The organism is Bradyrhizobium sp. WBAH42, assembly GCF_024585265.1.
In the GTDB taxonomy this organism is placed as follows: Bacteria; Pseudomonadota; Alphaproteobacteria; order Rhizobiales; family Xanthobacteraceae; genus Bradyrhizobium.
In genome coordinates this window covers 6,136,096-6,152,426 of record NZ_CP036533.1, presented here as the reverse complement: position 1 = coordinate 6,152,426, position 16,331 = coordinate 6,136,096, and the positions used below count along the sequence as shown (strand labels likewise).

Here is a 16,331-nt window from a genome sequence, read left to right as displayed (position 1 = left end):
CAACGCGTTACCTCGGCAAAGTCGGCGTCACAGGTGAGGGACTTAAGGCATGAGCGAGATCGTCACGGCGGGTATTCTGGTCATTGGAGACGAAATCCTGTCCGGCCGGACCAAGGACAAGAATATCGGCTTCATCGCCGAATACCTGACCAATATCGGCATCGACCTGAAGGAGGTCCGTGTCGTCTCCGACGACGAGCCCGACATCATCGCCGCATTGGATGCACTGCGGCATCGCTACACCTACGTCTTCACCACCGGCGGCATCGGGCCGACCCATGACGACATCACCGCAGATAGCGTCGCCAAGGCGTTCGGCGTCGGCATCGACCATCACCCGGAGGTGGTCGCCCGCTTCCGCGAGCGCTGGAGCGAGCAGGACCTCAACGAGGCCCGCCTGCGCATGGCCCGCATCCCCGACGGCGCCGAGCTGATCCAGAGCGCGACCATCCTCGCGCCCGGCTTCAAGATCGGCAATGTCATCGTCATGGCCGGCGTGCCCTCGATCATGCAGGCGATGATGGACATCGTCGCGCCCAAGCTGAAGTCGGGCGTGCGCATGCTGTCCGAGTCGGTCCGCGCCAACGCACGCGAGGGCGACATCGGCGGCCCGCTGCGGGCGATCGCCGCCGCCCATCCCGACACCATCATTGGCAGCTATCCCTTCATGGACGAGGAGCAGAAGCCCAACACCAACCTAGTGGTGCGCTCGCGCGATCCGGAGAAGCTCGGGGCGGCAATGGCCGCGGTGAAGGAAATGCTGGCGGGATTGAACGTCAACCGCTAGCAGAGAATTGCCGGACGAGATTGCAGGAGAAAGGCGATGGCTGGTGAAGCACCGGAACTGAGTGCGCAGGAGCGGGCAGGCAAGGCCTTCCCCGTCTCGTGGGATCAGTTCCACCGGGATTGTCGGGCGCTGACCTGGCGGCTCAACGAGGTCGGTCCGTTCCATGCGGTGATCGCGATCACCCGCGGCGGCCTGGTGCCGGCCGCGATCGTGGCGCGCGAGCTGGGGGTGCGCGTGATCGATACGGTCTGCATCGCCAGCTACGACCACAACAAGCAGGGCGACCTCCAGGTGCTCAAAGGCATTTCCGAGGCGGCCATGAAGCTCGGCGGCGGCACCGGCAAGGGCCTGTTGATCGTCGACGACCTCGTCGACACCGGCAAGACCGGCAAGCTGGTGCGCGAGATGCTCCCCGATGCGCATTTCGCCACCGTCTACGCCAAGCCGATGGGACGCCCGCTGGTCGACACTTTCATTACCGAGGTATCGCAGGACACCTGGATCTTCTTCCCCTGGGACACCGCGCTGTCCTACCACCCGCCACTGCGCGACGGGGCGGCGTGAGATTGGTCACATCGTTCATGGTTCTCAACGGCCGATCGGTTGATGGCGCAGATTCTAGAAAAGGGAAGGCGGCTATAGCCTGCATCGGAGGAATATGAAGAACGATGATGCGACTCGCTTTGTGCGTGTCGAATTTACCCGTTTCAAAGCCTTCAAGAAGTTTAGCCTTTCATTGCGCCACTTCAATATTCTTGTTGGACCTAACAATGCAGGGAAGTCGACAATCTTGGCTGCCTTCCGCATCTTGGCAGCCGGCATGCGACGTGCTCACAGCCGGAAAGCCGAGGTAATAAATGGGCCGAAGGGGACGGGTCCGACTCATGGGTACCGAATAGATTTAAGCGGCATTTCGGTTGCGGAGGAAAATCTCTTCTATAATTACGATGACTCAGAGCCAGCGCTAATTCGATTCGTGCTGTCGAACGCGAATGAACTCGTCCTCTACTTTCCCGAGCAGGGCTCGTGTTACCTAATGGCTCAGGCGAAGGGCAAATCAAGCCACACCCCAGCAACCTTCAAATCAAACTTCAATTGCAAGATTGGTTTCGTGCCGATACTTGGTCCGCTCGAACACAATGAGACACTTTATGAGCAGGAGGCAGCTCGTCTAGCGCTCTTCAACTATCGCGCGGCCAGAAATTTTCGAAATATTTGGTACCATTTCCCGCAAAAATTCGATGAGTTTCGATCGGCCCTTGTCCGGACGTGGCCTGGAATGGACATTCAGCCACCCGTTGTTGATGGGTCCTTTGGAAAACCCAAGCTCCATATGTTTTGCCCCGAAGAACGCATTCCGCGGGAGATTTTTTGGGCCGGATTCGGGTTCCAAGTCTGGTGCCAGATGCTTACCCACATCATTCAATCCAGCGATACAGCTCTCTTTCTGATCGACGAGCCGGACATCTATCTTCATTCCGAGTTGCAGCGTCAGTTGATCGGCCTTTTGCGCGATATGGGACCTGACGTGTTGATTGCTACGCACTCTACCGAAATCATTACCGAGGCGGAGACTGACGACATTGTGCTCATAAACAAGCGCCGCAACAGCGGGAGAAGAATCAAGCAGGCAGCGCAACTGGAGGAAGTGTTTTCGATATTGGGGTCCAATTTGAATCCCATACTAACCCAACTTGCAAAGTCGCGTCGGGTGGTGTTTGTCGAAGGTCAAGATTTTCAACTATTATCGAAGTTTGCGTTTAAACTGAATGCTTCAACCGTAGGCAATCGAAGCTGCTTTGCTGTGGTCCCAGTCGAGGGTTTCAACCCTGAAAGAATACGAAACCTCAAGGCTGGAATGGAAACCACGTTGGGTGGCTCCATTCTCGGAGCTGCCGTCCTAGATCGAGATTACAGAAGTGAAGTCGAGCGCCAAGCAATCGCGGACGAATGCCAGCGATTCTGTTCACTTGTGGCTATTCATCGTTGCAAAGAGATCGAGAACTTTGTCTTGGTGCCCAAGGCGATTGATCGAGCTGCTGAACGAAGATTGACAGACCAAGCCAGAAGGTCCGGGAGAGAGGCTCCTGCATTTGAATCGTTCGCCGTGAAGTTCTTGGAAGATTTTTCTCAACAGAAGAGGAGCTATGTACTAGCCCAGTATCTGGCATCCCGCCGCGCCTTCGAGCGTCAAAAATCATCAGGCCTCCATGAGGCCACGTTAAGTCAAGCTATTCTCGATGAGTTTGAGGCAATCTGGAATTCGCCAGGGTCACGGCTGACTATCATTCCCGGGAAGGACGCATTGAGCGCTGTGAACGCCTATCTTCAGGGCAAGTACGGGATTAATATTACCGCCACGGCCATTGTTGATGCTATGACGTCGGACGAAATTCCCGAGGGGATGAAAATCCTGATTGCTGACCTATCGGCGTTTGCGGCGCAAGCAGTTGTTGGGTCGGATTGACCAAGCATGATGTTGATGCGGCCATGCCTCTCCAAAACCGCGTCCTGCCCACCGGTGACATCATCGCCACCCCTCATCGCGGCATGTTCACCGGCAATCGCGGCATCATCCACGATCCCGCGACACGGACGCTGCTGAAGAAGCGCTGGTCCTCGCCGGCCTGGATTACATGTCTGTGTGAGTTTCGGGGCTGGCGTCGCCCGGTGATGGCGCGGCGGAGCTGGACCGAGCTCTTTTTTTTCGACGAAGCTACAGCTCTTGCCGCCGGTCATCGCCCCTGCTTCTTCTGCCGCCGGGACGATGCCAACCGCTTCCGCGCGGCATGGGAGAGCGGCAATGGCGCCAGCAAGGTGAGTGCAAAGGCGATGGATGCAAAGTTGCATCGGGAGCGTCTGGACCGCGGCCGCAAGCGGTTGCATCCGCTGCCGGTGCCGCTGGCCGAATTACCCGATGGCACGATGGTTCAACAGGATGACGAGAGCTTTTTGATAACTCAGGGCAGAGCGCTGTTGTGGTCGTTCGCGGGCTACGCCTCGTATGCACGCGCGCTCGATCGTCCGATGTTGCTGACGCCGCCTTCAATCCTACGTGCTCTGAGCGCGGGCTACGAAGCTATATTGCATCCCAGCGCGGACGCCGTTCCCGTACCTGGTACGGGGTGAGGATTAGGGAAGTCCTCACGGCCAAGGTAGAGCAATATCGATACAGGTAGCAGCGGTTGGCAAATCGTCCTTGCCCGCTGCGAAGGACTAATGCCACATAGGGGGCAGCCGCCTTGCAATGCTCGCGTCGCGATATCTGACGATGGCGTCGTGTGCCTATGCCTATCGTGAAGTCCTTGCGGCGTGGGAAGTAGCAGTCGGTGCTGACGATGGCAGTTGTGAGCAGCGGATCTTCCGTCTAGATAGTTGCAGCCTGCTATGGAACGTCCAAATGTCATACGCCGCAATCGTTTTCAATGTGCTTATTGCCTCCCCCGGAGATGTCGCCATTGAGCGTGATCTTGCTCAAGAGGTTGTACAACACTGGAATGCTGCAAATTCTAGATCACGCAAGATCATACTTCAGCCAGTCCGCTGGGAGACTCACTCGCATCCAATGATGGGCGATCGAGCGCAAGGAATTTTGAACGAACAGATTCTCAAGGATGCCGACCTTGTGGTTGCGATCTTTTGGACCCGTTTGGGCACTCCGACGGGCGTGGCTCCTGGCGGATCCGTCGAAGAGCTTCAGCGGCACATGGCTGAGGGCAAGCCAACGATGGTCTATTTTTCCGATGTCCATGCACCGCTTGATCGCGGCGCCTCGCCTGAGTATCAGGCTCTGGTAAAATTCCGGGATGATTGGTGCAAGCCGCGCGGCCTCTTAAACAGCTACAAATCGCACGACGAGTTTAAGGAAAAATTCCGTCAGCATTTGACCACGAAACTCAACGACGATCCGTATTTTGTTCCTGACGACCTGCCCGCTACTTCACCTGTGCCTGATCCAACCTTTATTGAAATTGCGGAACGCTTGAAGCGGGGAGAGAGCCTCGACTACATCCAGGTAGTACCCGACCTCAGTCCCGAAGCGAAGACTCTTCTGCTCGAAGCCGCAACGGACGCGAACGGTACAATCATGTACATCAGGATGATGTCTGGGCCTGCATTGCAGACTAATGGTAAGAACTTCATCGAGGATAATGACCCGCGTTCCGCTGCGAATTGGGAAGGGGCACTCGAAGAGCTGCGCCAGTATAGGATGATTAAGGATAGAGGCAGCAAAGGCCAAGTGTTTCAGCTTACGAGAGAGGGCTACCAAGCTGCTGATTTTATTCGGTCCCAATCGCAAGCATTCGCAGCCAAAATGGTTGTTCAAGCCGATGGCCAAGTGACGAAACTCTCACTGAGTGCCGATGCCAAAACGCTCTTGACCGAGGCGTCGGTCGATTCAGAAGGTCTTATCATCTACGGAACGAAGGGCGGTACGGTAGTTATCAACACAAATCGTAAGGATTTTATCCATCCGAAGTATCCGCGATCGCGATCACAGTGGGAGCGCGCCCTTAAGGAACTGATAGACTCCAATCTAGTTCGCGCAATTGACGAGGCCGGAGAGCGCTTTAAGTTGACTCTGGAAGGTCGCGAGCTAGTCGAACAACTGAGACCATAGTGTGCGTAGGGGAAACGCGCCCCTTGATCGGCTGCTACGCCATGGTCGACGCGGACGGCCGTAGATGAGTAGGGCAAGCCGCTGGACGCCCGCTCGACCATGGCTTGGCGTCCTTCCGCTTGTGCCAAATGCCGCGGTTGCGATGAGCGCCGCGATGACAATCGCTGGCCGAATTACGGCGATCACCCCAGCCTCTCGCGCGCCACCGCCGCGCCCGCGCCGAGCGCCATCAGCTTGGCTTCGGCGATCTCGCGCCGCATCGGCGCCATGCCGCAATTGGTGGTGGCGATGATGTTGCTCTTCGGCACGAATTGCGACACCGCCTCGATCACCTTCACGACGTCCTCGGCCGTCTCCACCGTGTCGCTGGCGACGTCAATCACGCCGGCCTGCACGATTTTGTTCTTGAGCAGCGCGAGCAGGTCGAGCGGCACCTTGGAATTGCGGCACTCGATCGCGACCTGCTGGATCGGGCTGGCATCGATCGCGGGGAAGATCTGCTCGTATTGCCGCCACTGGCTGCCGAGCGTCTCCTTCCAGTCGGTGTTGGCCTTGATGCCGTAGCCGTAGCAGATGTGCACGGCGGTGGCGCAGCTGAGGCCCTGCGCGGCGCGCTCCAGCGCCTTGATGCCCCAATCGTTGACCTCGTCCATGTAGACGTTGAAGGCGGGCTCGTCGAACTGCACGAGATCGACGCCGTCGGCCTGCAAGGCCTTGGCTTCCTCGTTCAAGAGCTCTGCGAAGGCAAAGGCCATCTTGACCCGATCGCCGTAGTAGCGATCGGCAATGGTGTCGATGATGGTCATCGGGCCAGGCAGGGTGAATTTCACCTGCTTCTTCGTGTGCGTGCGCGCGACGCGCGCCTCGAGATCATGGACGCGGCCCTTCAGCCGGAGCGGCGCGACCACCTGCGGCACCATCGCCTTGTAGCGATCTTTCCGGATTCCCATCTCGACCTTGTGAGCGAAATCGATGCCCTCGATCTTCTCCAGGAAGCCGTGCACGAAGTGCTGCCGCGCCTGCTCGCCTTCGGTGACGATGTCGATGCCGGCGTCCTCCTGGATCTTCAGCCAGATCAGCGTCGCATCGCGCTTGGCGCGGGCGAGCTCGTCGCCTTCGGACTTCCAGGGCGCCCAGAGCATGTTGGGCTCGGCGAGCCATTCCGGCTTCGGCAGGGAGCCGGCGATCGTGGTTGGAAACAGCATGGCGGCCCTCCCGGCAGGTTGAGTTGCGCCCCTTCCTGCCATGTCCTAACGTTGAGGTACAGAACAACGAAAGTCGCTCTCCATTCCAGCAGCGGCGACAGGGAAAGGCCCAAGCAAGGGCCAGAGGAAAGGCCAATGGAAAGGTCATGATCGACCTCTATTACGCGCCGACGCCGAACGGCTGGAAAGTCTCGATCATGCTGGAGGAACTCGGGTTGCCTTATAAGGTGATCCCGGTGAATATCCGCGCCGGCGAGCAGTTCAATCCTGAGTTTCTGGCGATCTCTCCGAACAACCGCATTCCCGCCATCGTCGATCACGATCCCGCTGATGGCGGCGCGCCGTTCTCGGCGTTCGAGACCGGCGCGATCCTGGTTTATCTCGCGGAGAAGACCGGTCGCTTGCTGTCGTCCGATTTGCGCGGCCGCTCCACCACGATCCAGCGGGTGATGTGGCAGATGGCGGGCCTTGGGCCGATGCTCGGCCAGCACGGCCATTTCGCGCTCTATGCGGCCGAGAAGATCCCTTACGCGATCGAACGCTATCGCGACGAGGCGGCGCGGCTCTACGGCGTGCTCGACCGGCAATTGGCCAAGACCGGCGCCTATGTCGCCGGCGACTATTCCATCGCCGACATCGCCTGCTTCCCCTGGACCATGACGCACAAGGCGCAGGGTTTTACGCTCGACGACTTTCCCAATGTCAAACGCTGGTATGCCGAGGTCCGCGCCAGACCGCAGGTGCAGGCGGGGCTCGCGATTGGAAAATTCGTGAAGGAGCCGTTCGACGAGGAATCACGCAAGATCATGTTCGGCCAGCGGGCTAAGGAAGTGTTGGGAAGGAAGTAGGCCTCCGCTCCCTCCTCGTCATTGCGAGCGAAGCGAAGCAATCCAGACTGGTTCCGCGGAAAGACTCTGGATTGCTTCGCTTCGCTCGCAATGACGGGGGAGAGATCGAGAGAAACAAGACACAAGGAACCCCCATGATCGAATTCTTCTTCGACTGCTCCAGCCCCTGGACCTATCTCGCCTTCCACAACATCCAGCCGCTCGCCAAAGAGCTCGGCGCCGCCATCACCTGGCGTCCGATCCTGGTCGGCGGCATCTTCAACACGGTCAATCCGAGCGTCTACGCGCAGCGCGAGAAGCCGGTGCCGCTGAAGGCGCGCTACATGAAGAAGGACCTCGCCGACTGGGCGCGTTCGGCGGGCCTTGCCATCAAGATGCCGCCGACGGTGTTTCCCGTGAACAGCGTCAAGGCGATGCGCGGCTGCCTCTGGCTCGGTCAGGACATGGTGCCGTTCGCGACATCTGTGTTCGAGACCTATTGGGGCGAGGACAAGGACATCTCGCAAGACGCGGTGCTCGCGGAGATCTGCAGGAAAGTCGGCATCGACGAGCAGAAGTTCTTCGCCGGCATTGCCGAGCAGGACATCAAGGACCAGCTCAAGGCCAATACTGAGGAGGTGATGGCGCGCGGCGGCTTCGGCTCGCCGACCATCTTCGTGAACAAGACCGACATGTATTTCGGCAATGACCGCCTGCCGCTGATCCGCGAAGCGCTTCAGCGCAGCAAGGCGAGCGCGGCCTGATGGTGCGCGCCGTCATCTGCCGCGAACTCGGCGCGCCCGAGACTTTGCGGCTGGAAGAATTTCCGTCGCGCGCGCTGAAGCCGGGCGAGGTGCGCGTTGCCATCCGCGCCGCCGGGCTGAACTTTCCCGACGTGCTGATGGCGGCGGGCGAGTATCAGCTCAAGCCCGAGCTGCCGTTCACGCCCGGCATGGAAGCGGCCGGTGACGTGACAGAGGTGGGGGCGGAGGCGAGCGGCGTTGCCGTCGGCGACAAGGTCATCGTCAAGATGCGCCATGGCGCCTTTGCCGATGAAGCCGTGGTGACGCCGTCGCAGCTCACCCCCATGCCGTCCACCTTCGACTATGCCGAGGCTGCGACCTATCTCGCCGGCCACGGCACGGCCTATCATGCGTTGATCGATCGCGGCCGGGTCGCGCCGGGCGAGGTGCTGCTGGTCCACGGCGCCGGCGGCGGCGTCGGCCTTGCCGCCGTGGAGATCGGCAAGATGCTGGGTGCGAACGTGATCGCGACCGCCTCCAGCGACGAGAAGCTTGAGATCGCGAGATCGCGCGGCGCCGATCATCTTATCCGCTACGACCGCGAGCCGTTTCGCGATGCCGTCAAGCGCATCACCGACGGCCGCGGCGCGGACGTCGTGTTCGACCCCGTCGGTGGCCAGGTCTTCGAAGATTCGATGCGTTGCATCGCCTGGGGCGCGCGGCTGCTGGTGATCGGCTTCACCGGCGGCATCGGCTCGGCCAAGACCAATCTGTTGCTGATCAAGGGCGCCAGTGTGCTCGGCGTGCGCGCCGGCGAAGCGGTGCGCAAGAATCCTGCGCTCGGAGAGGTCCGCCTGAAGGCGCTCTTGCAATGGGCGGAGGAGGGCAAGCTGCGCCCCAACGTCTCGCATCGCCTGCCGCTGGAGGATTATGCGAAGGCGATGCGGCTGTTGATCGACCGCAAGGCGATCGGACGGGTCGCGCTGCTGATGCAGTGACGGTCTCGTAGGGTGGGCAAAGGCGCTCTTGCGCCGTGCCCACCATCTTTCCGTCGCAACCTGAATCGTGGGCACGCTTCGCTTTGCCCACCCTACGAGAGCGTCACTTATACTCCCGCTCCGTCCACCACGGGAAATAATCCGGCATGTCCGTCGAGACCCTGTTCTTGAACTGCGCCGGCCGCTTCTCCAGGAACGACACCACGCCTTCCTTGACGTCGTCGGAGCGACCGCGGGCGTAGATGCCGCGGCTGTCGACCTTGTGGGCCTCCATCGGATCGTCGGCGCCCATCATGCGCCACATCATCTGGCGGATCAGCGCGACCGACACCGGCGCGGTCTTGGCGCAAAACTCCTTGGCCAGCGCACGTGCGGTCGGCAGCAGATCGTCCGGCGCGACCACCTTGCTGACGAGGCGGCCGGCAAGGGCTTCCTGGGCCGGGAAGACGCGGCCCGAATAGCACCACTCCAGCGCCTGCGAGATGCCGACGATGCGCGGCAGGAACCAGCTCGAGGCCGCCTCCGGGACGATGCCGCGCTGGGAGAACACGAAGCCGAACCGCGCCGCCTCCGAGGCGATGCGGATGTCCATCGCAAGCTGCATGGTGACGCCGATGCCGACAGCCGGGCCGTTCACCGCGGCGATCACGGGCTTGAGGCACTTGAAGATGCGCAAGGTCACCTGGCCGCCGCCGTCGCGCACCTGCGGGTCGCTATAGTCGACCTTGCCGTCGGCGAAGCGCTTGACCGGCCCGCGCCGCGCGTCGCGGTCGAACGTGTCGGCGCCGGACGACAGATCGGCGCCCGCGCAAAAGCCACGGCCGGCGCCGGTGACGATGATGGCGCGGACATTGTCATCTTTGTCGGCGGCGTCGAACGCGTCGATCAGCTCCCTTTGCATCTGCGCGTTGAAGGCGTTGAGCTTGTCGGGCCGGTTCAGCGTGATGGTGAGGATCTGCTCGGCGACCTCGTATTTGATCGTCTCATACGCCATGGTGGTTTCCTTCCTTTGTTTCTTATTCTCTCTTTAGCACGTCATTCCGGGGCGCGCCTCTTGGCGCGAGCCCGGAATCCATACTCATTATCGTGGTTATGGATTCTCAGGTGCGCAATTGCGCACCTAGCTCGTCGCTTCGCGGCGCCCCGGAATGACGGAAGATCTACTTCGCCGGCGGCTTCGGCCAGGGCCGCTGCGGGCCGCGGAGACCTTCAAACGCCTTGGCCATGCCGAGCACGCCGATGTCGTCGAAGCGGCGGCCGACGATCTGCACGCCGATGGGAAAGCCCTTGGCGTCGAAGCCGCCGTTGAGGGAGATCGCCGGGTTCTCCGACATATTCCACGGCACGGTATAGGCGATGTGCTCGAACGGCTTCATGGGATCGTTGGTCGGCGAAGCCCATTCCGCCGGAAAGTTCACGTTCGGCGCGGTCGGCGAGATCACATAGTCGAGCTCGCAAAACAGCTTCGAGGCCGCGGCCCGGATCGCCATGGTCTGGTTGAAGCCGCGGATGACATCGACGCCCGAGAGCTTCGCGCCGGACTCGCCCCATCTGAAGATATAGGGCAGCACCTTGGCCTGCTCGGTCGCCGTTAGCCTGGTCAGATCGTCCCACATCCGCGCGCGCCAGAAATTGTCGAGGCCGTCGAGCATCTCGCGCGTGAGGATGCCGTCGACCTCGGTGACGACGCTGCCAGCGGACTCGAACGCCTTCGCGGCCTTCACCGCGACCTCGCGCACGGGCTTCTCCAGCGCCAGGCCGCACCCAGGATCTAGCATCAAGCCGATGCGCAGCTTGCGGGGCGACTTCTCCAGTCCCTTCCAGTTCAGCGGCTCGGCCGGCAGGCTCATGCCGTCGCGCCGGTCGGGCTTGGCGATCGCGCTCATCATCAGTGCGCAATCATCGACCGTGCGGGTCATGGGGCCTGCGACGCGGCCGACATAGGTGGGATCGATCGGCACGCGGCCGAAGCTGGGCTTCAGGCCGACGAGGCCGCACCAGCCGGCGGGCAGACGGACCGAGCCGCCGATATCGGTGCCGAGATGCAAGGGGCCATAGCCGGCCGCAGCAGCGGCGCCTGCGCCGGCGCTGGAGCCGCCGGGATTCTTGCTGAGGTCCCACGGATTGCGCGCGAGCGCATGGAACGAGGAGAGCCCGGAGGACAGCATGCCGTAATCGGGCATGGTGGTCTTGGTGAAGATGATGCTGCCTGCCTCGCGCAGCCGCGCGGCGGGCGGCGCATCCTTCTCCGCCGGCACGAGTTTCACGCTGGCCGCGCCCAGCGGCACCGGCACGCCCTTGGTCGCGATGTTGTCCTTCACCGTGACAGGCACGCCGTCGAGCGCGCCGGACGGCTCGCCGCCGCTCCAGCGCGCGGTCGAGGCCTTGGCGGCCTCGCGCGCGCCGTCGGGGTCGAACGCATAGAGCGCCTTCAGATGCGGTTCCCACGCCGCGACATGCGCGAGCACGTCCTCCAGCACCTCGCTCGGCGAGAACTGCTTGGCGCGATAGCCCGCGATCAGGTCGACCGCGGACAGATCGTGCAGCGAGGTGACCGCTTCCTCGACGCTCTTTTTATGCATTGCCACCCACCGGCATGCGCGTCTCGACGATGCGGGCGAACATGCTGGCGCCAATCGGCAGGATCTTGTCGTCGAGCACGAAGCCGGGGTTGTGCACGGGCACCGAGCCGTCATGGCCGACCCAGAAGTAAGCGCCGGGGATGGTCTCCAACATGTCGGCGAAATCCTCGCTGCCCATCTTCGGTTGGGTGCGGGTGATCACGTTGGCGGGGTCGACGATCGTGCGCGCGACCTCCTCGACCACCTTGGACTGCTCGACCTGGTTGACCAGCACGTTGAAGGTGTCGCGGATGTCGACGTCGATCGCGCAATTATAGGCGCTCGCGATGCCGGCGCAGATGGTGCGGATGCGCTCGCTGACCAGGGTGCGCACTTCCTTCGAGAAGGTGCGGATGGTGCCGCACAGATGCGCGTCGCCGGGAATGACGTTGTAGGCGGAGCCGGCATGGATCTGGGTGATCGACACCACCGCAGCCTGCAGCGGGTCGACGTTGCGGCTGACGATGGTCTGGATCGCCTGCGCCAGCGTGGTCGCGATGATCACAGCGTCCTTGGAGCGCTCGGGCATCGCGCCATGCGCGCCGTAGCCGGTGATGCGCAGGTCGAAGAAGTCGGCGCTGGCCATCGCCGGGCCGGGCAGGATCGCGATCTCGCCGTGGTTGAGGTCGGGCGCGTTGTGCAGGCCATAGAGCTCGTCGCACGGGAACTTCTCGAACAGGCCGTCCTTGATCATGGCGCGGGCGCCGCCGAGGCCTTCCTCGGCCGGCTGGAAGATCAGGTGCACGGTGCCGTCGAAATTCCGGGTCTCGGCGAGGTAGCGCGCGGTGCCGAGCAGCATGGTGGTGTGGCCGTCATGGCCGCAACCGTGGAAGCGGCCGGGGATCTTCGAGCTCCATTTCAGATTGGTGTTCTCTTCCATCGGCAGCGCGTCCATGTCGGCGCGCAGCCCAATGCGCTTGCTGCCGGAGCCCTTGCCCTTGATGACTCCGATCACGCCGGTGCCGCCGAGGCCGCGATGCACCTCGATGCCCCAGCTCTTCAGCTTGTCGGCAACGATGCCGGAGGTGCGCACTTCCTCGAAGCCGATCTCGGGATGGGCGTGAAGGTCGCGCCTGATGGCAGTGAGTTCGTCGGCGTAGCCGTCGATGCGATCGATCGTGGGCATGTGTCCTGTCCGGTTAGCGTGAAGGTGGATTGAAAACGGGGCCGTTCGGCTTGATGCGGATGCCGGGTCGCAGGCGCGTCCAGGGCAGCGAAGCAGTGTCGGCCGGCATCGCGCCGGGCGCGGCACAGATCATCAGCTTCTCGGCGATCGGCTCGAAGTCGGCGCGGAAATGCACCGAACTCTTGTTGACCAAAATCTTCTGTTCGGTCGGCTCGATGCCGACATAGCGGTACATCGCCTGGTCGGCGAGCTGCGCCTTGTGCGAGGAGACGACGACGCGGACATCGCCGATGCGCAAGGCTGCGGACGGGCCCATCTCCATCTCGCGGCCGCCGTAATACGGTCCGGGCGCGATGAAGCGGCCGTCGGAAAGCTGCTCGACCACGAAAGTCTCGCGATAGGGCGCGTCGCCGGGAATGCCGGACTTGCCGCCGAGCGACAGCGTCACGGTGGCGCCGACGCCGGCCGCATGCGCGGCCTTGGCCGATTCCGGATCGTAGATCGCGCCGGTTGCCGCACTCGCTCTGTTGCGCACCAGCGCGCGCAGCATGCCCGTCGTGTCGGAATCGCCGCCGGCGCCGGGATTGTCCTGGGTGTCGGCGATGATGATCGGCTTGCTGGCGCTCTTGGCAAGTTCCATGGCGTGGCGCACGCCGTCGTCGGGCAACCAGATCGTGCCGTCGAAATCGTCCTCATGGCTTTCGATCAGCTTCAGAAGCGCGTCCGCCGCGCGATCGGCGTCTGCTTGCGTCTTGCCATAGGCGAACACGCTCGGGCCGCAGTCGCGGAAATCGGCGGCGGGGAAGCCGGGCGCGACAGAGAGGGTCGGGACGGCATCGCTCTCCAGGGCGGCGAGCTTTTCATAGATGCCCTTGGTGGGCTGGTCGTTGGTGCATTGCCAGCTGATCGGGATCAGGAACGGCAATTGCCGGAACGCCTTTGCGAAGCGCTGCTTCGTCTGCAGCAGCAGCGCGAGGTGCCGCGCGCAGGCGCGGCCGGTCTCGGCCATGTCGACATGGGGATAGGTGCGGTAGGCGATCAGCGCGTCCGCGTGCTCCATCATCTCGGGCGTGACGTTGGCATGGAGATCGAGGCTGGTGACCAGCGGAACATCCTTGCCGATGACGCGGCGCACACGCGCGAGAATCTCGCCTTCGCCGTCGTCGAGATGCTCGGTCACCATGGCGCCGTGCAGGTCGAGATAGACGGCGTCAATCGGCCCGGCGGCGGCGATGCCGTCGACCATGACCTTCACGATGCGTTCGAATGCGTCCTTGGTGACGTGAGCGGAGGGGCTCGCACCGCAGGCGATCGTCGGAACAAGTTCCCAACCGTTCGCTTCAGCGCTGTCGACGAAGCCGGCGAGCCCGACATTGATGCGCCGCATCACCTTCAGCACGTCCTGGCCTTGCGTCATCGCCGGCCAGCCGCCGCCATGCTGGAAGTCGGCGAAGGTCGCCTTGGTCGGAGCGAAGGTGTTGGTCTCGTGCAGGAAGCCGCCGACGGCGATGCGTGTCATTCAGTTCAGGTCCAGCGTTTTGAAAGTGCGCGACGTTAGCCTTGGCCCTGCGGAGAGAGCAAGGTGAGAGGCCATCGCGCCGTGCATGGCCTCAAGCTGTTTTGGGAATGCTGCTCCGCCGTCATTCCGGGGCGCGCGTAGCGCGAACCCGGAATCCATCGTGCAACAGAGTCCGCGGCCTGATGGATTCCGGGCTCATCGCTTCGCGATGCCCCGGAATGACAGCGGGATTACGCGCTCGCCCCCACGGCCTCCGCCACCGGCCGGAAGTTCGCAAAATCCCAATTACGCCCCGGCGCTGCATCCAGCAGGGCCTTGGTGTAGGCCTCCTTCGGATGCGTGAGCACTTCGGCGGCCGGTCCTTGTTCGACGACGCGGCCGTGCTGCATCACCACGACCTCGTCGCAGATCTGGGCTGCGACGCGTAAGTCATGAGTGATGAACAGGATGGCGATGCCGAGCCGCTTCTGGATCTCGTCGAGCAGTTCCAGCACCTGCGCCTGCACGGAGACGTCGAGCGCGGAAACCGCTTCGTCCGCGACCAGCACGTCGGGATCGAGCGCGAGCGCCCGGGCGATGGCGATGCGCTGACGCTGGCCGCCGGAGAATTGGTGCGGATAGCGCGACACGGCGTCGGGCGGCAGGCCGACCAGCTCGAGCAGCTCGCGCGCGCGCTTCATCGCGTCGGCATGCGAAGTGCCGTAATTGATCGGGCCTTCCGCGATGCTCTCGCCGACGGTGACGCGTGGGTTGAGCGAGCGGTAGGGATCCTGGAACACGATCTGGATCTTCTGCCGGTGCGGCTGCAGCAGGCGGCGCGAAATGTCGGCGATCTCGCGGCCGGCGAGGCGCACGCCGCCGGAGGTCGGGTCGATCAGGCGCACGATGCAGCGCGCCACCGTCGACTTGCCCGAGCCGCTTTCGCCGACGATGCCGAGCGTGCGGCCCTTGCGCAGGGTGAGCGTGACCTTGTCGGCCGCGACGACCTCGCGGCCTTTGCCGAAGAAGGCGCGCTCCTTGTAAACCTTGCTGAGCTCGTTGGCCTCGAGCACCACGGGCTCGCGGGTTTCCTCGCGCGGCGCCCGCGGCACCAGGCTCGGCACCGAGGCGAGCAGGTTGCGCGTGTATTCCATGGTCGGGTTGCGCAGCACGGTCTCGAGCGCGCCGGTCTCGACCAGGCGGCCCTGCCGCATCACCGCGACGCGGTCGGCGATCTCGGCGACCACGCCCATGTCGTGGGTGATGAACAGCACGGCGGTGCCGTGATCGCGCTGGAGGTCGCGGATCAGGGTCAGGATCTGCTTCTGCGTGGTGACGTCGAGCGCGGTGGTCGGCTCGTCGGCAATGAGCAGCTTCGGCTCCAGCACCAGCGCCATCGCGATCATGATGCGCTGGCGCTGGCCGCCGGAGAGGCGGTGAGGGTAGGAGGCGAAGATGCGCTCGACCTGGGGCAGGCGGACCTGCTCCATCATGTCGAGGATGCGCTTCTTGCGCGCCCTGGCATCGAGCTTGGTGTGCGCGCGCAGCACCTCGTCGATCTGGCGGCCGACTGGCACCACCGGATTGAGCGCGGTCATCGGCTCCTGGAAGATCATCGCCATCTTGGTCGCGCGCAGCTGGCGCAGGCGGCGGTCGGTGGCGGTGAGCAGCTCCTCGCCGACCAGCTTCACGCTGCCGGCGGTCGGCACCAGCGTGCCCTTCGGCAACAGGCCCATCGTGGTGAGCGAGGTCACCGACTTGCCCGAGCCGCTTTCGCCGACGAGGCACAGCGTCTCGCGCTCGCGCACCTGGATCGAAATACCGTCGATGATGTTAGCGCCTTTCGGCTTCTTGCCGATGGACACGACGAGGTTGTTGATATCGAGGATGGTGTTGGTCACGTCA

General features: G+C 62.7%; 14 protein-coding genes. 8 read left to right on the top strand and 6 right to left on the bottom strand.

All coding sequences use genetic code 11. The features are described 5' to 3' along the window. The first annotated feature begins 49 nt into the window (after positions 1-49). From DCG74_RS28990 to DCG74_RS28970, 5 genes are all read left to right on the top strand, one after another. Entirely contained in the window at positions 50-787 is a 738-nt protein-coding gene (locus tag DCG74_RS28990; RefSeq protein ID WP_172783047.1) for a molybdopterin-binding protein, read from the top strand. A 36-nt stretch (positions 788-823) separates the two neighbouring features. Next, positions 824-1,351, top strand: a complete 528-nt coding sequence (gene gpt / locus DCG74_RS28985; RefSeq protein WP_008562986.1) for a xanthine phosphoribosyltransferase — start codon at positions 824-826, stop codon at positions 1,349-1,351. A 94-nt stretch (positions 1,352-1,445) separates the two neighbouring features. Continuing rightward, entirely contained in the window at positions 1,446-3,254 is a 1,809-nt protein-coding gene (locus DCG74_RS28980; protein ID WP_172783048.1) for an ATP-dependent endonuclease, read from the top strand. A gap of 23 nt (positions 3,255-3,277) precedes the next feature. Beyond that, the gene (locus DCG74_RS28975; RefSeq protein ID WP_172783796.1) at positions 3,278-3,916 is read left to right on the top strand and encodes a hypothetical protein; all 639 of its coding nucleotides are present in this window, start codon (positions 3,278-3,280) and stop codon (positions 3,914-3,916) included. Between the two features lie 271 nt (positions 3,917-4,187). Continuing rightward, positions 4,188-5,408, top strand: coding sequence for a hypothetical protein (locus DCG74_RS28970; RefSeq protein ID WP_172783049.1), 1,221 nt, complete (start codon positions 4,188-4,190; stop codon positions 5,406-5,408). A 182-nt stretch (positions 5,409-5,590) separates the two neighbouring features. Here the strand turns inward: DCG74_RS28970 and DCG74_RS28965 are convergent, their stop codons facing one another. After that, positions 5,591-6,613 carry a methionine synthase gene (locus DCG74_RS28965; protein WP_172783050.1) on the bottom strand — a complete coding sequence of 341 codons (1,023 nt, stop codon included), beginning with the start codon at positions 6,611-6,613 and terminating at the stop codon, positions 5,591-5,593. Positions 6,614-6,759: 146 nt separating this feature from the next. On the opposite strand from DCG74_RS28965, the gene DCG74_RS28960 reads away from it, so the two are divergent. The 3 genes from DCG74_RS28960 (at position 6,760) to DCG74_RS28950 (ending at position 9,181) form a co-directional block, all read left to right on the top strand. After that, positions 6,760-7,461 carry a glutathione S-transferase N-terminal domain-containing protein gene (locus DCG74_RS28960; RefSeq protein ID WP_172783051.1) on the top strand — a complete coding sequence of 234 codons (702 nt, stop codon included), beginning with the start codon at positions 6,760-6,762 and terminating at the stop codon, positions 7,459-7,461. 134 nt (positions 7,462-7,595) lie between these two features. Then, a complete protein-coding gene (locus DCG74_RS28955) occupies positions 7,596-8,204 on the top strand; it encodes a 2-hydroxychromene-2-carboxylate isomerase (RefSeq protein ID WP_172783052.1) in 609 nt (202 codons plus the stop codon). Beyond that, on the top strand, positions 8,204-9,181 hold the full coding sequence (locus DCG74_RS28950) for an NADPH:quinone oxidoreductase family protein (RefSeq protein WP_172783053.1): 978 nt from the start codon (positions 8,204-8,206) through the stop codon (positions 9,179-9,181). The genes DCG74_RS28955 and DCG74_RS28950 overlap by 1 nt, the downstream gene beginning before the upstream one ends. 103 nt (positions 9,182-9,284) lie before the next feature. Here DCG74_RS28950 and DCG74_RS28945 read toward each other — a convergent pair whose 3' ends face one another. From DCG74_RS28945 to DCG74_RS28925, 5 genes are all read right to left on the bottom strand, one after another. Then, positions 9,285-10,175 carry a crotonase/enoyl-CoA hydratase family protein gene (locus DCG74_RS28945; RefSeq protein ID WP_172783054.1) on the bottom strand — a complete coding sequence of 297 codons (891 nt, stop codon included), beginning with the start codon at positions 10,173-10,175 and terminating at the stop codon, positions 9,285-9,287. A 166-nt stretch (positions 10,176-10,341) separates the two neighbouring features. Then, entirely contained in the window at positions 10,342-11,763 is a 1,422-nt protein-coding gene (locus tag DCG74_RS28940) for an amidase (RefSeq protein WP_172783055.1), read from the bottom strand. Continuing rightward, positions 11,756-12,928, bottom strand: coding sequence for a M20 aminoacylase family protein (locus DCG74_RS28935; protein ID WP_172783056.1), 1,173 nt, complete (start codon positions 12,926-12,928; stop codon positions 11,756-11,758). The genes DCG74_RS28940 and DCG74_RS28935 overlap by 8 nt, the downstream gene beginning before the upstream one ends. A gap of 13 nt (positions 12,929-12,941) precedes the next feature. Then, positions 12,942-14,447: a M81 family metallopeptidase gene (locus DCG74_RS28930; protein ID WP_172783057.1), complete on the bottom strand. Its 1,506-nt coding sequence runs from the start codon at positions 14,445-14,447 to the stop codon at positions 12,942-12,944. A gap of 230 nt (positions 14,448-14,677) precedes the next feature. Then, positions 14,678-16,327, bottom strand: a complete 1,650-nt coding sequence (locus tag DCG74_RS28925) for an ABC transporter ATP-binding protein (protein ID WP_172783058.1) — start codon at positions 16,325-16,327, stop codon at positions 14,678-14,680. Between the last annotated feature and the right edge of the window lie 4 nt (positions 16,328-16,331).

What these genes read in the sequence shown, in the direction of transcription:
- DCG74_RS28990 (WP_172783047.1), top strand. Translation starts at nt 50, where the DNA reads ATGAGCGAGATCGTCACGGCGGGTATTCTGGTCATTGGAGACGAAATC.
- gpt (WP_008562986.1), top strand. Translation starts at nt 824, where the DNA reads ATGGCTGGTGAAGCACCGGAACTGAGTGCGCAGGAGCGGGCAGGCAAG.
- DCG74_RS28980 (WP_172783048.1), top strand. Translation starts at nt 1,446, where the DNA reads ATGAAGAACGATGATGCGACTCGCTTTGTGCGTGTCGAATTTACCCGT.
- DCG74_RS28975 (WP_172783796.1), top strand. Translation starts at nt 3,278, where the DNA reads ATGCCTCTCCAAAACCGCGTCCTGCCCACCGGTGACATCATCGCCACC.
- DCG74_RS28970 (WP_172783049.1), top strand. Translation starts at nt 4,188, where the DNA reads ATGTCATACGCCGCAATCGTTTTCAATGTGCTTATTGCCTCCCCCGGA.
- DCG74_RS28965 (WP_172783050.1), bottom strand. Translation starts at nt 6,613, where the DNA reads ATGCTGTTTCCAACCACGATCGCCGGCTCCCTGCCGAAGCCGGAATGG.
- DCG74_RS28960 (WP_172783051.1), top strand. Translation starts at nt 6,760, where the DNA reads ATGATCGACCTCTATTACGCGCCGACGCCGAACGGCTGGAAAGTCTCG.
- DCG74_RS28955 (WP_172783052.1), top strand. Translation starts at nt 7,596, where the DNA reads ATGATCGAATTCTTCTTCGACTGCTCCAGCCCCTGGACCTATCTCGCC.
- DCG74_RS28950 (WP_172783053.1), top strand. Translation starts at nt 8,204, where the DNA reads ATGGTGCGCGCCGTCATCTGCCGCGAACTCGGCGCGCCCGAGACTTTG.
- DCG74_RS28945 (WP_172783054.1), bottom strand. Translation starts at nt 10,175, where the DNA reads ATGGCGTATGAGACGATCAAATACGAGGTCGCCGAGCAGATCCTCACC.
- DCG74_RS28940 (WP_172783055.1), bottom strand. Translation starts at nt 11,763, where the DNA reads ATGCATAAAAAGAGCGTCGAGGAAGCGGTCACCTCGCTGCACGATCTG.
- DCG74_RS28935 (WP_172783056.1), bottom strand. Translation starts at nt 12,928, where the DNA reads ATGCCCACGATCGATCGCATCGACGGCTACGCCGACGAACTCACTGCC.
- DCG74_RS28930 (WP_172783057.1), bottom strand. Translation starts at nt 14,447, where the DNA reads ATGACACGCATCGCCGTCGGCGGCTTCCTGCACGAGACCAACACCTTC.